The 17224-nt window shown below is 45.0% G+C and carries 24 protein-coding genes; 22 read left to right on the plus strand and 2 right to left on the minus strand.

The genetic code is table 11. The features are described from left to right. Window position 1: 1 nt before the first annotated feature. A complete protein-coding gene (locus tag LM917_RS03500) occupies window positions 2–829 on the plus strand; it encodes a TlyA family RNA methyltransferase (RefSeq protein ID WP_232696106.1) in 828 nt (275 codons plus the stop codon). A 123-nt stretch (window positions 830–952) separates the two neighbouring features. After that, complete coding sequence (locus LM917_RS03505; protein ID WP_232696107.1) at window positions 953–1384, plus strand: GNAT family N-acetyltransferase; 432 nt, start codon at window positions 953–955, stop codon at window positions 1382–1384. Here the strand turns inward: LM917_RS03505 and LM917_RS03510 are convergent. Further along, window positions 1376–1651: a hypothetical protein gene (locus tag LM917_RS03510; RefSeq protein ID WP_232696108.1), complete on the minus strand. Its 276-nt coding sequence runs from the start codon at window positions 1649–1651 to the stop codon at window positions 1376–1378. The two genes, LM917_RS03505 and LM917_RS03510, sit on opposite strands and share 9 nt — an antisense overlap. Then, entirely contained in the window at window positions 1644–2204 is a 561-nt protein-coding gene (locus tag LM917_RS03515; RefSeq protein WP_232696109.1) for a GNAT family N-acetyltransferase, read from the minus strand. The genes LM917_RS03510 and LM917_RS03515 overlap by 8 nt, the downstream gene beginning before the upstream one ends. A gap of 267 nt (window positions 2205–2471) precedes the next feature. Here LM917_RS03515 and LM917_RS03520 point away from each other — a divergent pair, with 267 nt between their 5' ends. The 20 genes from LM917_RS03520 to LM917_RS03615 all read left to right on the plus strand — a co-directional run bounded on the left by LM917_RS03520 (window position 2472) and on the right by LM917_RS03615 (window position 17212). Continuing rightward, the gene (locus LM917_RS03520; RefSeq protein ID WP_232696110.1) at window positions 2472–3329 is read left to right on the plus strand and encodes an NAD(+)/NADH kinase; all 858 of its coding nucleotides are present in this window, start codon (window positions 2472–2474) and stop codon (window positions 3327–3329) included. Between the two features lie 4 nt (window positions 3330–3333). Continuing rightward, on the plus strand, window positions 3334–3783 hold the full coding sequence (ahrC, locus tag LM917_RS03525; protein WP_232696111.1) for a transcriptional regulator AhrC/ArgR: 450 nt from the start codon (window positions 3334–3336) through the stop codon (window positions 3781–3783). Window positions 3784–3796: 13 nt separating this feature from the next. Then, on the plus strand, window positions 3797–5521 hold the full coding sequence (gene recN / locus LM917_RS03530) for a DNA repair protein RecN (RefSeq protein ID WP_232696112.1): 1725 nt from the start codon (window positions 3797–3799) through the stop codon (window positions 5519–5521). Window positions 5522–5634: 113 nt separating this feature from the next. After that, window positions 5635–6954 carry a SpoIVB peptidase gene (spoIVB, locus tag LM917_RS03535; protein WP_255667933.1) on the plus strand — a complete coding sequence of 440 codons (1320 nt, stop codon included), beginning with the start codon at window positions 5635–5637 and terminating at the stop codon, window positions 6952–6954. Between the two features lie 290 nt (window positions 6955–7244). Then, the gene (spo0A, locus tag LM917_RS03540) at window positions 7245–8027 is read left to right on the plus strand and encodes a sporulation transcription factor Spo0A (protein WP_232696114.1); all 783 of its coding nucleotides are present in this window, start codon (window positions 7245–7247) and stop codon (window positions 8025–8027) included. A 425-nt stretch (window positions 8028–8452) separates the two neighbouring features. Then, a complete protein-coding gene (locus LM917_RS03545; protein ID WP_232696115.1) occupies window positions 8453–9025 on the plus strand; it encodes a hypothetical protein in 573 nt (190 codons plus the stop codon). A 633-nt stretch (window positions 9026–9658) separates the two neighbouring features. Continuing rightward, a complete protein-coding gene (locus LM917_RS03550; RefSeq protein WP_232696544.1) occupies window positions 9659–9883 on the plus strand; it encodes a helix-turn-helix domain-containing protein in 225 nt (74 codons plus the stop codon). A gap of 238 nt (window positions 9884–10121) precedes the next feature. Continuing rightward, window positions 10122–10847 carry a phage antirepressor KilAC domain-containing protein gene (locus tag LM917_RS03555; RefSeq protein WP_232696116.1) on the plus strand — a complete coding sequence of 242 codons (726 nt, stop codon included), beginning with the start codon at window positions 10122–10124 and terminating at the stop codon, window positions 10845–10847. Beyond that, complete coding sequence (locus LM917_RS03560; protein ID WP_232696117.1) at window positions 10841–11956, plus strand: ParB N-terminal domain-containing protein; 1116 nt, start codon at window positions 10841–10843, stop codon at window positions 11954–11956. Before LM917_RS03555 ends, LM917_RS03560 begins: the two co-directional genes overlap by 7 nt. Next, window positions 11949–12665 carry a hypothetical protein gene (locus LM917_RS03565; RefSeq protein ID WP_232696118.1) on the plus strand — a complete coding sequence of 239 codons (717 nt, stop codon included), beginning with the start codon at window positions 11949–11951 and terminating at the stop codon, window positions 12663–12665. Before LM917_RS03560 ends, LM917_RS03565 begins: the two co-directional genes overlap by 8 nt. Before the next feature lie 343 nt (window positions 12666–13008). After that, on the plus strand, window positions 13009–13353 hold the full coding sequence (locus LM917_RS03570; RefSeq protein WP_232696119.1) for a hypothetical protein: 345 nt from the start codon (window positions 13009–13011) through the stop codon (window positions 13351–13353). A 236-nt stretch (window positions 13354–13589) separates the two neighbouring features. Beyond that, a complete protein-coding gene (locus LM917_RS03575) occupies window positions 13590–13817 on the plus strand; it encodes a hypothetical protein (protein ID WP_232696120.1) in 228 nt (75 codons plus the stop codon). A 373-nt stretch (window positions 13818–14190) separates the two neighbouring features. Next, window positions 14191–14463, plus strand: coding sequence for a hypothetical protein (locus LM917_RS03580; RefSeq protein WP_232696121.1), 273 nt, complete (start codon window positions 14191–14193; stop codon window positions 14461–14463). 4 nt (window positions 14464–14467) lie between these two features. Further along, on the plus strand, window positions 14468–14710 hold the full coding sequence (locus LM917_RS03585; protein WP_232696122.1) for a hypothetical protein: 243 nt from the start codon (window positions 14468–14470) through the stop codon (window positions 14708–14710). Then, complete coding sequence (locus tag LM917_RS03590; protein WP_232696123.1) at window positions 14704–15096, plus strand: hypothetical protein; 393 nt, start codon at window positions 14704–14706, stop codon at window positions 15094–15096. Before LM917_RS03585 ends, LM917_RS03590 begins: the two co-directional genes overlap by 7 nt. A gap of 290 nt (window positions 15097–15386) precedes the next feature. Further along, complete coding sequence (locus LM917_RS03595) at window positions 15387–15752, plus strand: hypothetical protein (RefSeq protein ID WP_232696124.1); 366 nt, start codon at window positions 15387–15389, stop codon at window positions 15750–15752. After that, on the plus strand, window positions 15749–16129 hold the full coding sequence (locus tag LM917_RS03600) for a hypothetical protein (protein WP_232696125.1): 381 nt from the start codon (window positions 15749–15751) through the stop codon (window positions 16127–16129). The genes LM917_RS03595 and LM917_RS03600 overlap by 4 nt, the downstream gene beginning before the upstream one ends. Beyond that, window positions 16129–16434: a hypothetical protein gene (locus tag LM917_RS03605; RefSeq protein ID WP_232696126.1), complete on the plus strand. Its 306-nt coding sequence runs from the start codon at window positions 16129–16131 to the stop codon at window positions 16432–16434. The genes LM917_RS03600 and LM917_RS03605 overlap by 1 nt, the downstream gene beginning before the upstream one ends. Further along, the gene (locus LM917_RS03610) at window positions 16422–16823 is read left to right on the plus strand and encodes a hypothetical protein (RefSeq protein WP_232696127.1); all 402 of its coding nucleotides are present in this window, start codon (window positions 16422–16424) and stop codon (window positions 16821–16823) included. The genes LM917_RS03605 and LM917_RS03610 overlap by 13 nt, the downstream gene beginning before the upstream one ends. Continuing rightward, window positions 16820–17212 (plus strand): hypothetical protein, encoded by a 393-nt coding sequence (locus LM917_RS03615; RefSeq protein ID WP_232696128.1) that lies wholly within the window; start codon window positions 16820–16822, stop codon window positions 17210–17212. Before LM917_RS03610 ends, LM917_RS03615 begins: the two co-directional genes overlap by 4 nt. Window positions 17213–17224 lie beyond the last annotated feature (12 nt).

Below are 17224 nucleotides of genomic sequence, written 5' to 3' on the forward strand. Positions count from 1 at the left end.
TATGAAAAAAGAACGTTTAGATGTATTGCTCGTTGATCGAGGATTATACGAGACACGTGAAAAAGCAAAACGGGCTGTTATGGCAGGACTCGTTATTGTCGCAGGCGATAGATGCGATAAAGCTGGGACCAAATTTGCCGAGGATGTAGCCATTCAAGTAAAAGGGGAACTACATCCGTATGTGAGCAGAGGCGGTTTGAAGCTGGAAAAAGCCATTAACGAATTCCATATCGATATGACGAATAAGGTTATGATGGATATTGGTTCGTCTACAGGTGGTTTTACGGATTGTGCCCTGAAAAATGGTGCACGAAAAGTATATGCAATAGATGTAGGCTACAATCAGTTGGCTTGGAAATTGCGTCAGGACGAACGTGTTATCGTCATGGAACGAACCAATTTTCGTCATCTGGACCCAACAGTGTTTGATGATGAGAAACCAGAGGTCGCTTCAATTGACGTATCATTTATCTCTCTTCGCTTGATTTTACCTGTTTTGTACGGATTCCTGGTTGAGGGTGGAGATGTCCTTGCCTTGGTAAAACCTCAATTCGAAGCAGGTAAAGAGAAGGTGGGCAAAAACGGAATCGTGCGAGATCCTTCTGTACATCAAGAGGTGCTAGAAGAGATTGCTGGGTTCAGTTCAACCATTGGCTTTGAAGTAAAGGGAATTAGCTTTTCGCCGATTACGGGCGGAGAGGGGAATATCGAATTTTTAATGTATCTTCAAAAACCAGCTGAAAAGGTTGAGATATCTGCTGAGGAAGATCCTTGGTGGATGGAACGAATTAGCTCGCTGGTGAAGGAAGCACATCAAACGTTGAAATAAGTGATTATAGCAAAAAAGCTAGCATGGTTAAAAGCTGTGCTAGCTTTATATGTATAGACGATTTTGAGTAAGTTCAGTTCAGTGAATGAACCGGAGCAGAAAAAATGAGAAGCGGGTGATCGTTTGTTAATAAAAATGTATTCACATATCATCGAACCTTCTGTAAGGGAATTGTTATTGTATGCTACATCTTTCGAAAAGGTTGATCAAGCGTATAGGAAGTATTTAGTCTCTCCGAACCAACATTTGTTTGGGTTCAAAAAGGGAAATAGTATCGTAGGCTGTATAGGAATAGAATTACACGGTTATAACGGTGTAATAAAACATATTGCTGTTTCTCCTGAAGAAAGAGGTAATGGGATCGGTAGCAAGATGATTACGCTTATCTGTGAAAAATATTCATTAACCAATATTTCTGCTGAAACTGATAAAGACGCAGTAGAGTTTTACCGAAAATTTGGTTTTAAGGTAACTCCATTAGGAGAAAAGTATCCTGGAGTTGAAAGGTACTTGTGTGAATGTAATAATTCAATTAATAATTCAATGTTAATTTGATGGTGTAGAAATGGGCGAATTTCCTTTCTCCCAATTGGTCGGTCCCTGATTCGATTCAATATATTTACGCCAATACTCGCCAGTTTGTTTATCGAATATGATGATGTTGGACTCATTTGGTGAGATAAACTCATATCTAAATTGTTCATTTGATGTTGAATTAACTTGCTGATTAGTTGAGCGTAAAGATTGTGAAATGAACCAAGAGCTTAAAAGAATACATATGCCCAAAAAAATAATGGAAAAAGACTGCAAGTTTTTATTCATTATTATCCCCCACTTCAATCCAGAATCTTTTCACTACGTTTCCATTCACCTCAAAATAATCACTATCCTCAATACCCCCATTCTTAAGAATCGTTTTCCATGATGCTGTATTGATTTCGTCACATACTACAAGTACTTGATCTAAGCCTAATTCAGAAGCCTTTTCTAAAGCAAGTGCCAGCATTTTACTTGCATACCCTTTCCTTCTTGCTGAAGGTCGCACACCGTATCCAATATGACCGCCACTTTGAGATAGCTTTTCTGTTAATCCATGCCGAATATTAACGGCTCCAACAATGGAACGCTCTTTTGTTACCAGCCAATACGTTGAGGCAGGGACCCAGCCTTCTGGCAAATTCTCAGCTATTTTTTCAGCTTGCCATTCTTTAAGAAGATGATCAAAATCTTGTGGATCTCGATCGACAGTGGCTGGGACAATACTTTCTCCACTTTCAACCCATTCGTTATAAAATTGTAAATATTCTTCCTTGAGTTTGGCGGTCGGTTCGATAAGAAATACTTCAACAGATGTCTCATTTTCGATCTTATGCATGGTTACACCCCTAGCGGCTTTTCATGAATGATAGCATTTTGTAATCAGATTGTACAATAAGAGGAAACCAGTAGAAACAGTACTTTGTCCTATGCAAGAAAATGTGTATAATTGTATAAAGATTAGAATTCATATGTAATCAATTCATAATTATATAGTTCAGACAATAAGCCTTCATCCCAGAATCCACACCATGGGCTAATGTCTAACAAGTTCATACGGTTTGCTTTTTTTGTGCCGATGACAACGATATACTGGGGTGACGATGTGAAATCCATTGGAATCATCGCTAATAAGGGGAAACCGGAAGCTCGGGTCGTCGCCAGAGAGCTTCTCTATCTTTTGGAGGAACGCGGAGCGAGCGTTTATCTGGAGGAAGACCTTGCTCGTTCAATAGGACGTACTGATACAGCCCTCACTTTATATGATTTTTCTAAGCATGTGGACATGCTATGTGTATTGGGAGGAGACGGAACATTGCTGGCAATAGCCAGGCAATTAGCTGGTCATGAACTGCCTATTCTGGGCATTAATCTGGGTACATTAGGCTTCCTGTCAGAAGCGGAGCCGGATAACCTTTCTGAAGCGGTAGAAAACTTATTGTCTGGAAATTATCATATGGAAGAAAGAAGTATGATCCAAACAGAATTGTATCGTGGCGGTGAACGATTAGCCGTCTATACAGCCATGAATGATATTGGGATTAGCAAAGGTTCGTTTTGCCGTATCATCAAATGTACGGTCTACTCAGACGACTATTACGTGGGTACGTTTAATGGAGATGGACTTATCGTATCCAGTCCAACAGGATCTACTGCCTATTCGTTGGCAGCTGGTGGACCGATTGTGGCACCTAATGTCCCTATGCTGCTCTTGACCCCGATTGCCTCACACTCATTAACGGCAAGGCCCATCGTTTTGTCATCGGAACAACAGATGCGGATAGAGGTAGATGCTGTTCATGATGAAATTGGCTTGTCCATTGATGGGCAGTTTGGTTACCGACTAGAAGGTGGTGACGAGATTTACGTGCAAAAATCAGATCATGTCACAAGGCTGGTTAAATGGAGACAAGGCAACTTTTTTACACTAATTCGAACTAAATTACAAGGTGAATGGGAGTAGAAACATGAATAAAGGCCAACGACATATTAAAATCAAGGAAATCATCATGAATAACGAAATTGAAACCCAAGATGAGTTGGTAGAGTATTTGCGTTCTTCCGGTTACAGCGTGACACAGGCGACCGTGTCTCGAGACATCAAAGAGCTTCATCTGATAAAAGTGCCGATGAGTGACGGTTGTTATAAATATTCAATTCCAACCGATCAAAAATTTAACCCTCTACAAAAAATGAAGCGTGTACTTCTTGATTGCTTTGTCAGTATTGATAACACAGAGAATATGATTGTGTTAAAAACAATGCCGGGGAACGCCAATGCAGTAGCAGTTCTGATAGATAGTTTGAACTGGAATGAGATCATGGGTTGTGTCTGCGGAGACGATACGATCCTAATCATTTGCCGTTCAAAAGAAAATGCAAAAGATATTACAGAGCGTTTCTTAGAAATGATCTAAGGGAAGGGTTACCATGATCCACGAACTTACCATACGTAATTTTGCCATAATAAAATCAACAACAATCTCTTTTAGACAAGGCTTAAATATCCTGACTGGGGAAACAGGAGCGGGTAAATCAATCATTATTGATGCTCTTGGTTTGTTACTTGGCGATCGTAGCTCTGCCGAATTCGTACGTTATGGCGAAAAGCGAGCTGAAGTGGAAGGGTTGTTTGAAATAAAACCTGGTCATCCTGCTTATGCTGTTTGCGAGGGCTTTGGCATTCAACTAGATCAGGACGGTATGCTGGTTGTTAGACGTGATATTTCCAGTACAGGAAAAAGTATTATACGCGTAAATGGTCAGCTAATTACTCTTGCTATGTTACGTGAACTGGGGCCGTGGCTGGTAAATGTTCATGGACAGCACGATCATCAGTCACTCATGCAGGCAGATAAACATATTCGCTGGCTGGATGCTTTTGGAGAGCACCAATTGGAAAAGACCAAGCAAGAGTTCGGGGTACTGTACCATAAATACAGAAAGACTGCACAGGATTTAGCCCGAATGGCAAAAAACGAACGCGAATTGGTGCAACGTATCGATCTGTTAAGCTATCAATTAAATGAGATTGAAAAAGCAAAGCTGGTCCCAGGAGAAGACGACAAGCTCATGCAGCAGAAGAAGAAGTGGGCTAACATCGAAAAGATTTTTGAAGGTGTTCAGGATGCTTATGCTTCGCTATATGGCGATCAGCGTGGTTTGGAGTGGCTAAGCCATGCGATGGGTGAATTAGAGCGTATTCAGCAGTATGATGAACAATTAGCACCTGTGGTGGAGGCTATTTCGTCTGCCTATTATCAGGTGGAAGACTCTGTTCATCAACTGAGACAGATGAAGGATCGTCTTGATTTTGACCCCATGCTTTTAGTGGAGGTTGAAGGTAGACTCGATCAATTGTCTGGACTAAAACGAAAGTATGGCAAGACTGTTAATGAAATCCTGGAATATGCTGCTGCCATACAGGATGAGCTAGACGATATTCAGAACTATGACAATCGTTTGCAACAAATGGAGAAGGCGTTGTCAGAAGCTGAGGCTGACCTTTCCGTTGAAGCTTTGGAACTTAGTATGCTACGACGTGATTTGTCTAAAGAATTAGCCAGACTCATTGAGGAAGAATTAAAAGAGCTTCATATGGAGCGGGCTCGGTTTGAAATAGAAGTGAGGCAGACTCATGATGATAAAGGAATTGAAATTGAAGGAAATCGGGTTCGCGTAAATGGTCGTGGAATTGATAATGTAGAATTCATGATCGCTCCTAACCCTGGAGAACCACTCCGACCTTTAACCAGAATTGCTTCTGGGGGTGAGCTGTCTCGTGTCATGTTAGCGATTAAGAGTATTTTAGCCATCACAGAGCAGGTTGGAACACTGATTTTTGATGAGGTGGATACGGGTGTTAGCGGACGAGCAGCGCAAGCGATTGCGGAAAAATTGGCTCGTGTTGCCAAACACCGACAAGTATTATGTATTACGCATTTGCCACAAGTTGCTTCTATGGCCGATGCCCACTTCTATATTCAAAAACAAATGGAAGAAAACGAAACCAGTACAAAGGTGTCACTAATGAACGAAGAAGAGCGTATTAATGAACTTGCTCGTATGCTCGGTGGTGCTGAGGTTACAGAGAAAACAAAAGAACATGCCAAGGAAATGATTTTGCTTGGCGATGAACGAAAAGCTGTCAACTGAAATTGACAGCTTTTTGTTGTTATAAAGGAAATCGGGGCAGGTAATAGTAAAGGATAAGCAAGTGAGGTGTAGCTGTAGGTGTAGGCAGGGAAGCTAGGAGTGAATGCTGGGTGATGCAAAGACAGAAAAGAACATGGATAGGATCTCTGCTTTTACTCTTCACGGCATTACTTGTTACTTCGACCCCCTTTCAAGATGTAACGTCTTTGCCAAAGGAAATGCGTATGATGGAAGGATCGCTTAAGCAATTGCAACTCTCCGTTCCCGCCTCGGGTACACTGACCAACAGTAACCCCGATATTCTGCAGGTGAATGGGCAAGGCTCTCGTGAAGTACACGTTGATTTTAGACACCCCCTGCAAGTAGCTTCCAAAAAAGTCGGAGAAACACGTTTACAATGGAAAGTTGGTAGCTTGCCAATTAAAGAGATAAAAGTAAATGTGCTACCCGATACAAAAGTAATCCCAGGTGGTCAATCAATTGGGGTTAAATTGCAAACGGCGGGTGTCTTGGTCGTAGGTCATCATTTAATCGATACCGGAAAAGAGAAAGTATCACCCGGTGAAACGGCTGGTATTAAAGTTGGCGATATGATCGTAAAAATGAATGACATGTATATTCATGACATGAATGAAGTGAAAAAGCTAGTACATGAAGCAGGCGAAAAAAACCAGCCATTACATCTGCTCGTTGTCCGAGGTAAAGAAAAAACCAACCTTGTACTTCAGCCAGCTAAAGACCAGAAAGAAAACCAGTATCGAATGGGGCTTTACATTCGAGATTCGGCAGCTGGTGTAGGGACATTGACATTTTACGAACCAAAAAGCAAAGCATACGGAGCATTGGGTCATGTCATTTCTGATGTGGATACAGGGCAAGCGATCGTAGTAGGGGACGGACAAATTGTACAGGCAAGTGTCACGTCTATTGAAAAAGGACAAAGCGGAAACCCTGGAGAAAAGTATGCTCGTTTTTACAATGAGAGTGAAGTGCTTGGAAACATTACCAAAAACACGCCATTTGGGATATTTGGTAAAATGAAAGATAAACCAAAAAAGACGAAGTGGCAGGAACCAATTCCCATTGCACTCGCTGAGCAAGTAAAGGAAGGTCCAGCGAAAATCTTGACTGTCGTAAACGGTCAGGAGGTTGAGGAGTTTTCCATAGAAATTGTAAATGTCGTAAAACAACATTTTCCCGCCACAAAAGGAATGATCATTAAGGTAAGTGACAAACGACTTTTGGACAAAACTGGCGGAATTGTTCAAGGGATGAGCGGTAGTCCAATCATTCAAGATGGGAAGCTGGTCGGGGCGGTTACACACGTCTTTGTTAATGATCCGACATCGGGTTACGGCTGTTTTATTGAATGGATGTTACAAGACGCGGGGGTTGCAGAAAAAAATACGTTCAACCAACTCAAGGCTAGCTAACTGCGGCCTTGAGTTTTTTCATTGACAGATAAGAATTTATAACAATTCTTATCTGCATAAGTGCAACTAAGGCTTTGCCTACGCCAAAGGCTTGGCAAAGCCAAGTTTTCTAAACATAATCCAATTAAGTAACATGGCTTATGTCGAATCATAAGAGAAATCATTCAATGTTTCGTCAAAGGAAGGAACTGTATGTGTGCTGTCGAATTATTTTCAGTAAGAGTCATGAGCGAACTTCATTTGAGCATTCTTTTACGATCTGTGACGAAGACGCGTAAGGAGGAACGAATTTGAGTAATATTAGTGTTGTATTGGCAGATGACAATCGTGAATTTGTAGGCTTGTTGGAAGACTACATTAACAGACAGAATGATATGAACGTAGTAGGTGTTGCCTATAATGGGAATGAAGTTCTGAAAATTGTTGAAAAACAAATCCCGGATATTATCATTCTGGATATCATCATGCCACATTTAGACGGGTTGGCAGTATTGGAGCAAATCCAGGCAATGAGATTATCACCGCAACCCAAAATTATTATGCTGACTGCTTTTGGTCAGGAAGAGATTACGAAAAGAGCAGTGGAGCTTGGGGCATCTTATTATATTTTGAAGCCATTTGATATGGATGTATTAGCACAACGTATTCGTCAAATGACCAGTTCAAAAAATTCTTTTATTCCAGTAATTAAAACCTCCGCGTTAAGTCAACATAAGGGACGCAATCTGGATGCAAGTATCACCAACATTATTCATGAAATTGGTGTACCTGCTCATATAAAAGGATATCTATATTTGCGAGAAGCCATCACAATGGTTTATAACGATGTGGAATTGCTTGGTTCCATTACAAAAGTGCTTTACCCTGATATTGCCAAAAAGTTTAACACCACCGCAAGCCGTGTAGAAAGAGCCATCCGCCATGCTATCGAGGTAGCTTGGTCCCGTGGAAATCTGGATTCGATATCCAGTTTGTTCGGGTATACGGTGTCCCATACAAAGGCGAAGCCAACGAATAGTGAGTTTATTGCTATGGTGGCTGACAAGCTGCGGATTGAGGCGAAGATTTCGTAAAGCCCGTAGCTACGGTGTTTTTGCGGTAAGCTAGCCGCCCTGTTCCCGTAAATTTAAGCGAAAATTTGACGGAGATTCCGATAAACTTTTTGTTACGATATCGATAAAGATAACGTAAAAACCTTCCGTAAGGACCTGTAATTTATCGGACGTGTCGCTGTCTCATAGTGTAACCGAAATGTATATCGCGAATCAATACGCTAGTCCTCCGGGGCTGGCGTAATTTTATGCGGATAGACTGACCGTTTGTGAGTAGTAAATCCGAACATTAATATTATCTTTCGTATTATTTTTCGAGTTATGTGGCGAATGGAATTTTAATAATTTTTGAAAATCCTTGATAAATGCGTATTTTCATTGGATTAAGCTTAATAATCTAGTAAACTAATCGTATACATACATAGTACTCAAGGAGGTTGTTATTCGTGGCTCTTCTAGGAAGTGCTTCTATATTATTATTCATTATCTCTTTAGTTGTAATTATTAACCCGAATTGGTTTTTTCGAGGAAGTTTCAAGCCGTCTCGAAGACACGTGTCGATAGTCACTGCGTTATCATTTGTCCTTTTCGTATTTGCTGTAGTCAACGACGAGCCCACTAGTCATCCGCAAGCATCCGCAGAAACAAGTACGTCGTCAAAAGAAACCTCGACCACTGAAAAGCCAAAGATCGCGATAACCGACGAAGCTATTAAGAACACAATCGAGTACGCAAAGAAATTTAACAACAATGTAAGAGACGCGGCTGTTTTGGTCGAAGGGGATAAGGTGACTTTAGCTGCTACAGTTGGTTTTGCGACCAGCGAAGAGGCTGCGAAAGAGGTGGGGGATGGTATTATCCGATTACTGGCATCGGAAGTTGACGGTAAAGGACCGACCAAAGACTATTACGGCGAGTTGTATGATCATTACTCCTTAATGGTCGTTGTCGGGACGCCCGACACTAAGCCGATAGTCATGGGAGCTAAAGCGAAAGGATCAAGATTTTTAGTTTGGTAACAACGGAGCCCGTCGAGAGATGGGCTTTATTTTTTTTGTCCGAAAGTGTGAAACTCGAGGATTAACTCGTGGAGTTATTTATGACAGCGAAAAAAATCGTTGGAGATGTACCAGTTTTTGAATTTGACGGGCCTATATAAGTAACGGCAACTTTTAAAAAGTATTTTCGCTGTAATGTACCAAAATAACCGCATGCATTGCACTATTAATAGTAAGAGGGTAGAAAAAGAGAAAATTAAAAACAAAATACTCCCTAGAGAATCCTAAGGAGTACTTCGGCCACTAGCATGATCCACCATGTTTCGTCAGCCGAGATGTTTATCTGGATGAAGGTGTTACGTTGGTATTGCATAGGTAGTCCTCCTCTCCGCACCTAACTTAGGCGTTAAGGCGTTAGGCACACGACTTAACATGCGGGATTTGGACTAATAAAAATTTTACCACAAGGCGGTGGGTGCGTAAATGTCCGAACAGAATCTCGTATCAGTCGAAACCCAATCGGAGTTCTCCGTCACTAGCGGACGCCGAGAAACGCGCATCTTCCTTAAAATGTACGTTGACGCCGTGCACTCTGGCTTCCTAGCGGACATTGGCGATGAGAACTGGCGCACACTCTGCGTTATAGCGGCGTTTATGAACGAGAGGGGCGAGTGCTACCCGACGCAAGAGATGATAGCGCACAGGCTCGGCGTAAGCCGTCAGACAGCGAACAGGCGCGTCAAACGGCTACTAGACTACCGATGGAATGGGCGCGAGGTCATACGGGCGGTAAAGGAGCGTGACGGGAAGGGGCGTTGGGAGAACGCGAGGTATACGGTGCTTCCAATCAGTCACCTTGCGATATTTAACTCCGGTTAAGTATACGTCCATGTCTCACGCGTCCGACACGGATACATCGGATATGGACAGACTTGACACTAACTATAACTAATCTTTAACAAGAACTAATCTTTAACAAGAAAAAGATAGCGCATCAATCAGTCACTACGTTCCTTATCTCGCGCGGTCACTATAGTAATAGAAAAGATAGTAGTCAAAAGATTATGACGCGGCAGAGATACGAATAATTCATTCTTAAATAGAGAGGGTGTTTCAAATGTCTGGATCACAGAAGATGTTTATGTATAAAAACCAAAAGGTTCGCGTGGCAGTAAAGGGCGACTTCGCATGGTTTGTGGCGGAGGATGTGTGTAATGCGATGGGAATTAAGGGCATTCGTACGGCGCTAAACCGTTTGGGACATAACCAAAAGAGCGTCAGTAGCATCGACACGTTGGGAGGTATGCGGAGGATGTGCGTAATCAACGAAGCCGGACTGCATGGACTCGTTGCTACTTCGCGCAGTCCGGAGGCACAGCAATTCGCCGATTGGGTCACGCAAGAAGTTTTCCCGACCATCCACGGCGCAGCCGATGATATATTCGTCGATATGTACCTACAGCACGCGGAAGATAGTGCGCGAGAAACGTTCCGATCAGCTATCGAAACTATAGCGATAATGGAACCGAAATCTCAAACATTCGACGGAGTAGTTTCCGGCAAGCACTCGCAGTCAATGAACGAGGTCGCGAAGTCATTCGGAACTGGGCGAAATACTCTATTCGGATTCCTACGATCAATCAATGTACTCATGGCGGACAACCTCCCGTATCAACAGTATCTAACAGCGGGTTATTTTGAAGTCGTAGAGGCTCCGAAGGTGACCAACGGTGCTATTACCGATTATCCTACGACTCGGGTTACTGCGAAAGGTACCGAATTTATAGAGCGCAAATTACGAGAACACGGCAGATTAAGAGCGAAGGAGGCGTCGTTATGCTAGTGCAAATTGACAAAATCAAGGTGTCCGACCGCATCCGAAAGGACTTCGGCAACATCGAGGAGCTCGCGCATGACATCGATACCAACGGACTAATCAACCCACCGGTAGTCACACCAGACCTCGCATTGATTGCTGGAGAACGTCGCCTACGAGCGTGTAAACATCTCGGCTGGCAACAGATAGAAGTCCGCGTCATGACCGTTCGCGACTACGAGCATCAACTCCGAATGGAGATCAGCGAGAATGAGAACCGCAAAGAGTTTACGTTCAGTGAGCGTATAGATTGGGCGCGGCGGTTGGAGCAAGTTGAACGAGTTAAAGCGAAAGAAAGGATGAGTGAAGGAGGAAAAGGTAGGCAAAATATTGGCAACCTTCGAACCGACGATGTAGTTGCGGAAGAATCCGGTTTTGGAAATCGTGAAAATTACCGTAAAGCAAAATTCATAACCGACCACGCTAACCCCGAGGTCATCGCGAAATTAGATACGGAAGAAATATCGATCCATGCCGCGTACCAAGAAACCAAGCGGAAACTCGCGGAAGCCGAGCGCGTTGCCTCGGAAGCTACAGCGGAAACACATCGCCTTCAATCCGAATTAGACGATGCTCGCGCACAAATGACCGTGGAGCCGGAAGTGGTTGAGCGCATCATTGAGAAACCAGTCGAAATTATACGGGAGGTGGTGCCTGAAGAGTTGAGCGAGCGCCTACACCAATTATCTGAAAGAGAGACGCATTACAAACGGCAGTTAGAAGGGGAACGTACTCGATTGGCGAAGTACGAGTCGTATATTGCCGAATTAACGGCCGAATTAGAGAAGTTTCGGACGACTTCGCAATACGATTCCCTATCCGTTAAGGCAGCGTCATTTGTAGACCGTCAGCTAGAGATTACCGGGGAGTGTAACTCGTTGGCAGAGAAAATCGTTGTGATGACGCTGGAGGTGCCGGACGACATTCCGCAATTTGTTCGTGAGATATATCGTAGATCATTCCGCACCCTATCAGATGTTTGCGCGAAAGCTTTTGAAACGATGACACCCGAGATAAGAGTGTACGATCCTGAATCTAAAGTTATTGAAATCAAAGGAGATGTTGTAAATGAGTAATGTATATGTTCAAGCCCGCGAAATATTTAATAACGTAAGTTCATTAACAGGGTTCACGCCTTCAAACTTCGATATTGTAAGAAGTCAAGAGCATTTACTGGAAAGACTGTGCGTTATGTCCGTTAACTCGCCGACGATAAAAGATATTGTTAGAAGTAGCGGTCTTGATATTAAGAAACTCGCGTCATCAAAGATAAGCCAGGTAACAGCTTCCGTGCTATCGAATAAAACAGCTCAAGATGTTCAACTAGTAAATCTATTCCCTTTAACTAATGAGGTTTTCGACAAAATTAAATCGATTCCTACCGTTATGAAAATCTGCGGCGATCCAGACAATCAAGTAGATGTTGACGTTCATTCTTCTGATCGTATGAAGTTTATGCATGGACTAGCTTTATTCGTAGGTCGTCAGATACTCGTAGTTAAGTACAAGATTGGAGAAATTCTAGATGGAAAAGTCCATCAGGCAGTAGAACTGTTCCTCGACGCCTACGACGGCACACGTGGCATGTTCACCGCATTCCATCAGATAGCCAATAAACTAGTTGCCGGTGGATTGGATAAGGACGAAGCTAAGAGCGCGTTAGTCGAGGTGAGCCAAGAGAAAGTCGAACGTTTAGCCTCATTTGTCCGCGCAAGTTTCGGCGGTTACATGGCGAGGGTCACCGACTCGATCCGCGAGAATTCATCGTTATTGAAAGGAGCGTAATCCCATGCGCATACTCGCCGGAACTTGGCGCCGCCTAACGCCATCAACGAAACTACGCTTACTCAACGCTTGGTCACGAAAATGATAACGTGTAATGACGATTGTACAGCCGTATGTGACTACTGTATATACTTCCGCGAGGTTGACGTTGATTCCGAGTATGACGGTGTCTGCGCGATACTTAACGTAGTAACCGACCGTTCGTCCCATTGCGGAGACTTCCACTGTGGGCTCGCGTAACAGGGCTAAACCGGACGATAGCCACTCGGAGGTACAAACGGACGAGTCCGCGAAGTCAGTCCGTTTTCACCCGAAGTAACTCAGCGAAAAAGGAGGGTATACGATGCCTTGTCCGTTGTGTATCGAACGCGGCAAAACGTGGAATGGCGATGATCCGCGCTGTGCATTCGAAACAGCCGTATTTTCACCCAATAACTGGAACTGCGCCACTATGAATCGACTCAGGCAAATAGCACGCGACATTAATATTTCGTATCGCGACGACCAAGCCGCGTCTTCCCTCGGAGCTGTTCCGTTTGAGGGAGACGATTACTCCGGATATGTCGTCATGACGTGGTACAAAGACCGCGGAAACACCGGCAACGCATTTATCGCATGGTCCGGCGAGCCTATTCGAGAACTGACGTTAGCTGACGCAATGTTAGCGATCAGACTGAACGCCAAATAGCCGATGCACAACCGCATACTCCCGCACAGGCAAGTCCGGCAACCCAATCGTATAGTCCGCGCCATTCCAGTCGAGTTTATACGGGATGCTCGCCGCGGTGAGTTCCGTAATGATTGACGTAATGTCAACGTAAGGCACAACGTAAGTAAACGAAATATTCATAATATCCACGCTCCTTTACGCGGATTATAGCGCAGGGACGTGGAACAAAAATAATCAATCGGGGTGATTGCGTAATGACTCATAGCGAAACGGCAGCGCAAGTCGAAGAGATGGTCTGCGTGATGAAACAACGTCGCGAACACGGTCAGGACTACGTTCCAATAGGCTCGTTTATACAAATTAGCGAATTGCTACTGAGTTATATTCGCCGCCTGGACGGTATCCAACGCACCGTTGAAAGCTACGATCCGCACGCAGAACGCGAGCGTATGAAGCGTGCGTTACGAGGTGACCGCCTATGAACGGAAACCTAACGCTCGACGAACTGTACGAAGCCGCGAACGAAATGTGCCGTAAGCATTGGGGCGTGGACTACACGGGAACGATTCGTATGATGCCCGGTTGTTGGCGTAATAAGATGGCAAGTTATATATGGTCTGATCGTACTGGACTTCGCGAGATACGATTTAACTCGCATATGAACAGGCGATTAACTCGCGAGAAAGTTCTCGGAAATTTACTGCACGAACTTGTACATTGGCGACTACACACGCTCGGTCTGCCCAATAGCGATTGCTCAAAAGAGTTTGTCAGCGAATGTGTCCGAGTCGGCGCGCCTTTCAGCGGCACAGTCGTAGCAAAACAAGCCGCACAAAAATACGGAGGTGTAGTGTTATGAGTAAATATCGAAAGAAACCGGTTGTAGTCGATGCGTACCAATTAACGTTGGAGAAGTGTTACGTAAATGCCGGTTTAAGTAAGCCGTTTAGAGTCGGTCACAGAACGTTTTATATCAACTTCCGTCGGGATTACGCTGTGATCGAGACGTTAGAAGGCGATATGAGGGTGGAGATAGGCGACTGGATAATCACCGGAGTCATGGGCGAGAAGTATCCGTGCAAACCCGATATCTTCGCGCAGACATATGAAAAGGTCGAGGAGGTGTAGCGATATGACAACGAATATATGCGGACGCCCATACGTTCTATTCGATCCGGAGCAAACAGCGGAGATCAAACGCGTTGAGGCGAAGAATGACGCCATCGACCGAATTGTGAACGGGCTTAACGTAGTCTTGGACGCGGTGGACGATTATGGTGAGGCGTATGGGTTCGATTTCGAGTCGGTCGGTACCGTCGGCGGGATCGAGCATCTATTGGCTATATGGAAAGGGGAGCGTGAGTCTATATGTTAACGCGTGAGGATCTCGAAGCAATCCGGGAGCGTGCGGAGAAGGCGACGCTGGGTCCGTGGGAATGGAGTGATGGCGACTATATCAACAATAACGGTGATTTTCGAACAAGCGCTGGTGAGCCGATTTGCCACTTCGGAGGACATTACGGTTACGAAACTTTTACTGGCATGGAACCGGAATTAGTGGACATAGAGTTTATCGCTCATTCCCGCGAAGACATCCCGAATCTACTGGCGGAGATCGACCGTCTGAATAATCGTTGGGATGATCTGCGCGGAGAGATCGAAGAAACGCACGACTGCGAGGACTACACCGAGGCGTGGGCGTACCGAGACGTACTCTCGCGTATGAAAACGAAGGAGGAATCCGATGCTGAACCGTCTTAAACTCGCCTATCACGCGTGGCAACTAAAGCGCGCAGTACGGCGGCAGGTCCGTGCGGAAACCGCATATCAACGGCACTATTTCGAGTGGCATACGTTGAAATTACGGAAGGGGCGTGATGCAACGTGGAAATAGACCGCGAGAAAGTGTACAGGTTAGCGGAGGTACTCGGTCTGCAAATATCGTTCGACAACGAAGTCAGTGGCGTTTTCATCGGTGACGCGACCGAGCCGATTATGACATTCGCGGAGTTATTCGAACATATTACGAAATGTGACGGGGAGGTATCCGAATGAATAGCGATAAAATTACGCAATATCTCGAACAAATGGCGGCACAGCTCGGAGTCGCGGCGGAACATGTATACGATGTACTCGTCCGTCAGCAGATCGCAAGCGGAATCGTAGATATTGTTATCGCAACGATCGTGATTTACGTACTAGCACGGACTGGTCGGTGGATTTACGCAAATTACGAGAAGACGCGCAATAATTGGATGAGCGAATGGGGCTTCGGATTAGCTATTTTTATATTATTCGGGGGATTCGGAGGCGTATCGATGTTATACGTCGGCGCGACCGGATTCCTTCACGTCCTCAATCCGGAATATTACGCAATTCGCGAAATCATGAATGTTATCGGAGGTGCTGCACGATGAAAAAACGAGACTTAACGGCTGACCTAGCGCTATGTGACGCGGCTACGGATGGTCCGTGGGGAGAGTTTTACGACGACGTGTTACGTATAGGGACCGGTAGTTGTAATACGGTAAGTGAAACAGTAGTCGATGAATCAGGCGTAGTCCGTTATCCAGACGCCAGTTTCATAGCCGAAGCCCGCACCGGATGGCCTATCGCTATTGAACGCGCAATACGAGCCGAGGCGGAGGTTGAACGGTTACAAGGCAATTGCCAAGCGTTGTACGACACGTTGATTCAGGCGCTAGAGTACGTACCTGGCGGATGGACCGAAGAGTGTCGGCAGATCATCGATAGGATTCGCGCTGACATTTACGAAGGAGAGGTGACCGCCTAATGGACGACATCCACGTTTACCTGCCGAATGGGATGCGCGTTGTGATCGCTCAATGGGATGTACGCATTCATTGGATATACGCGAGATTGCAAGTTCGAAAGTGGTACGGATGGAGTACACTAGCAGAACGCAGGTATCATGACGTAACAGTAACCGAAATTGAATCGCAAATAGACGTAATTATAAACGAGGTACTTGCACAGTACGAAGGACAGCTCGCATGTGTGAAGAAAGAGTCCGACGCGAACACACGATTACAAACGATCTACCACGGAAAGGTGCGTGATGTGAAGTGTCCACGATAAGACCAGGCGATCAAGTACGCGTGTTGATGGGATGGCACGAAGGAAAGAATGCGACTGTGTACGCGGTGAATTACGAGGATGCATGGCCCTTTAGTTGCGGATTTTCAGACGGGAAGCTAAAAGGATATCGTGAGGGACAAGTCAAGAAGGTCGAAACGCCGTCAGACGAAGAAATCCGATATTTACGCGAGTTCAATCAAACACTATTACAACGCGAAGGACAAAAGAACGGGCGGTTACTAACGAGGATTCGCGAATTGGAAACCGAGCACAAGCCGCGATATGGTTCCAAACGGTTTCCGTATATTTATCACGAAGACCACATCGATGGACGTACGCTCGTTCCCGAATATGTCGCGAGGAATCTGATCGGGGGTGACCGTAGATGACACGCACTAAACTACCGCCAGCCAAGGCGTGGCGCGAACGTAATGTCGCCGACTGGAACACCGTTTCCTTTACGGAATATCTACGCGACCACCACGCGGAGCTTTATGGATTGCCGTACGTGCCCGCCAAGTCGTGGAAAGCGGAGATGGGCATGATCAAACGGATGATCGACGAGTTCGGACCGGAAGTGGTCAAGCGGTTCATAGACGAAAGTTTCAGAGAGTACCGTCCGACGCGCGAGTACCCAGCGCCGACCTTTACGTTTATGTTCACGTACATGCGATCGCGGAACCTGCCGAAAGCGTTGCGTGAGAGCGAACGTGTGGCGCGAGATGAGAAGGCGGAAGTGAGCGCTATGAGTGCGGAGGAGCTTGTGGATTGGTTGTAATAAAAAAAGGCA

It is taken from the genome of Brevibacillus daliensis (assembly GCF_021245735.1).
Classification (GTDB): Bacteria; Bacillota; Bacilli; order Brevibacillales; family Brevibacillaceae; genus Brevibacillus_B; species Brevibacillus_B daliensis.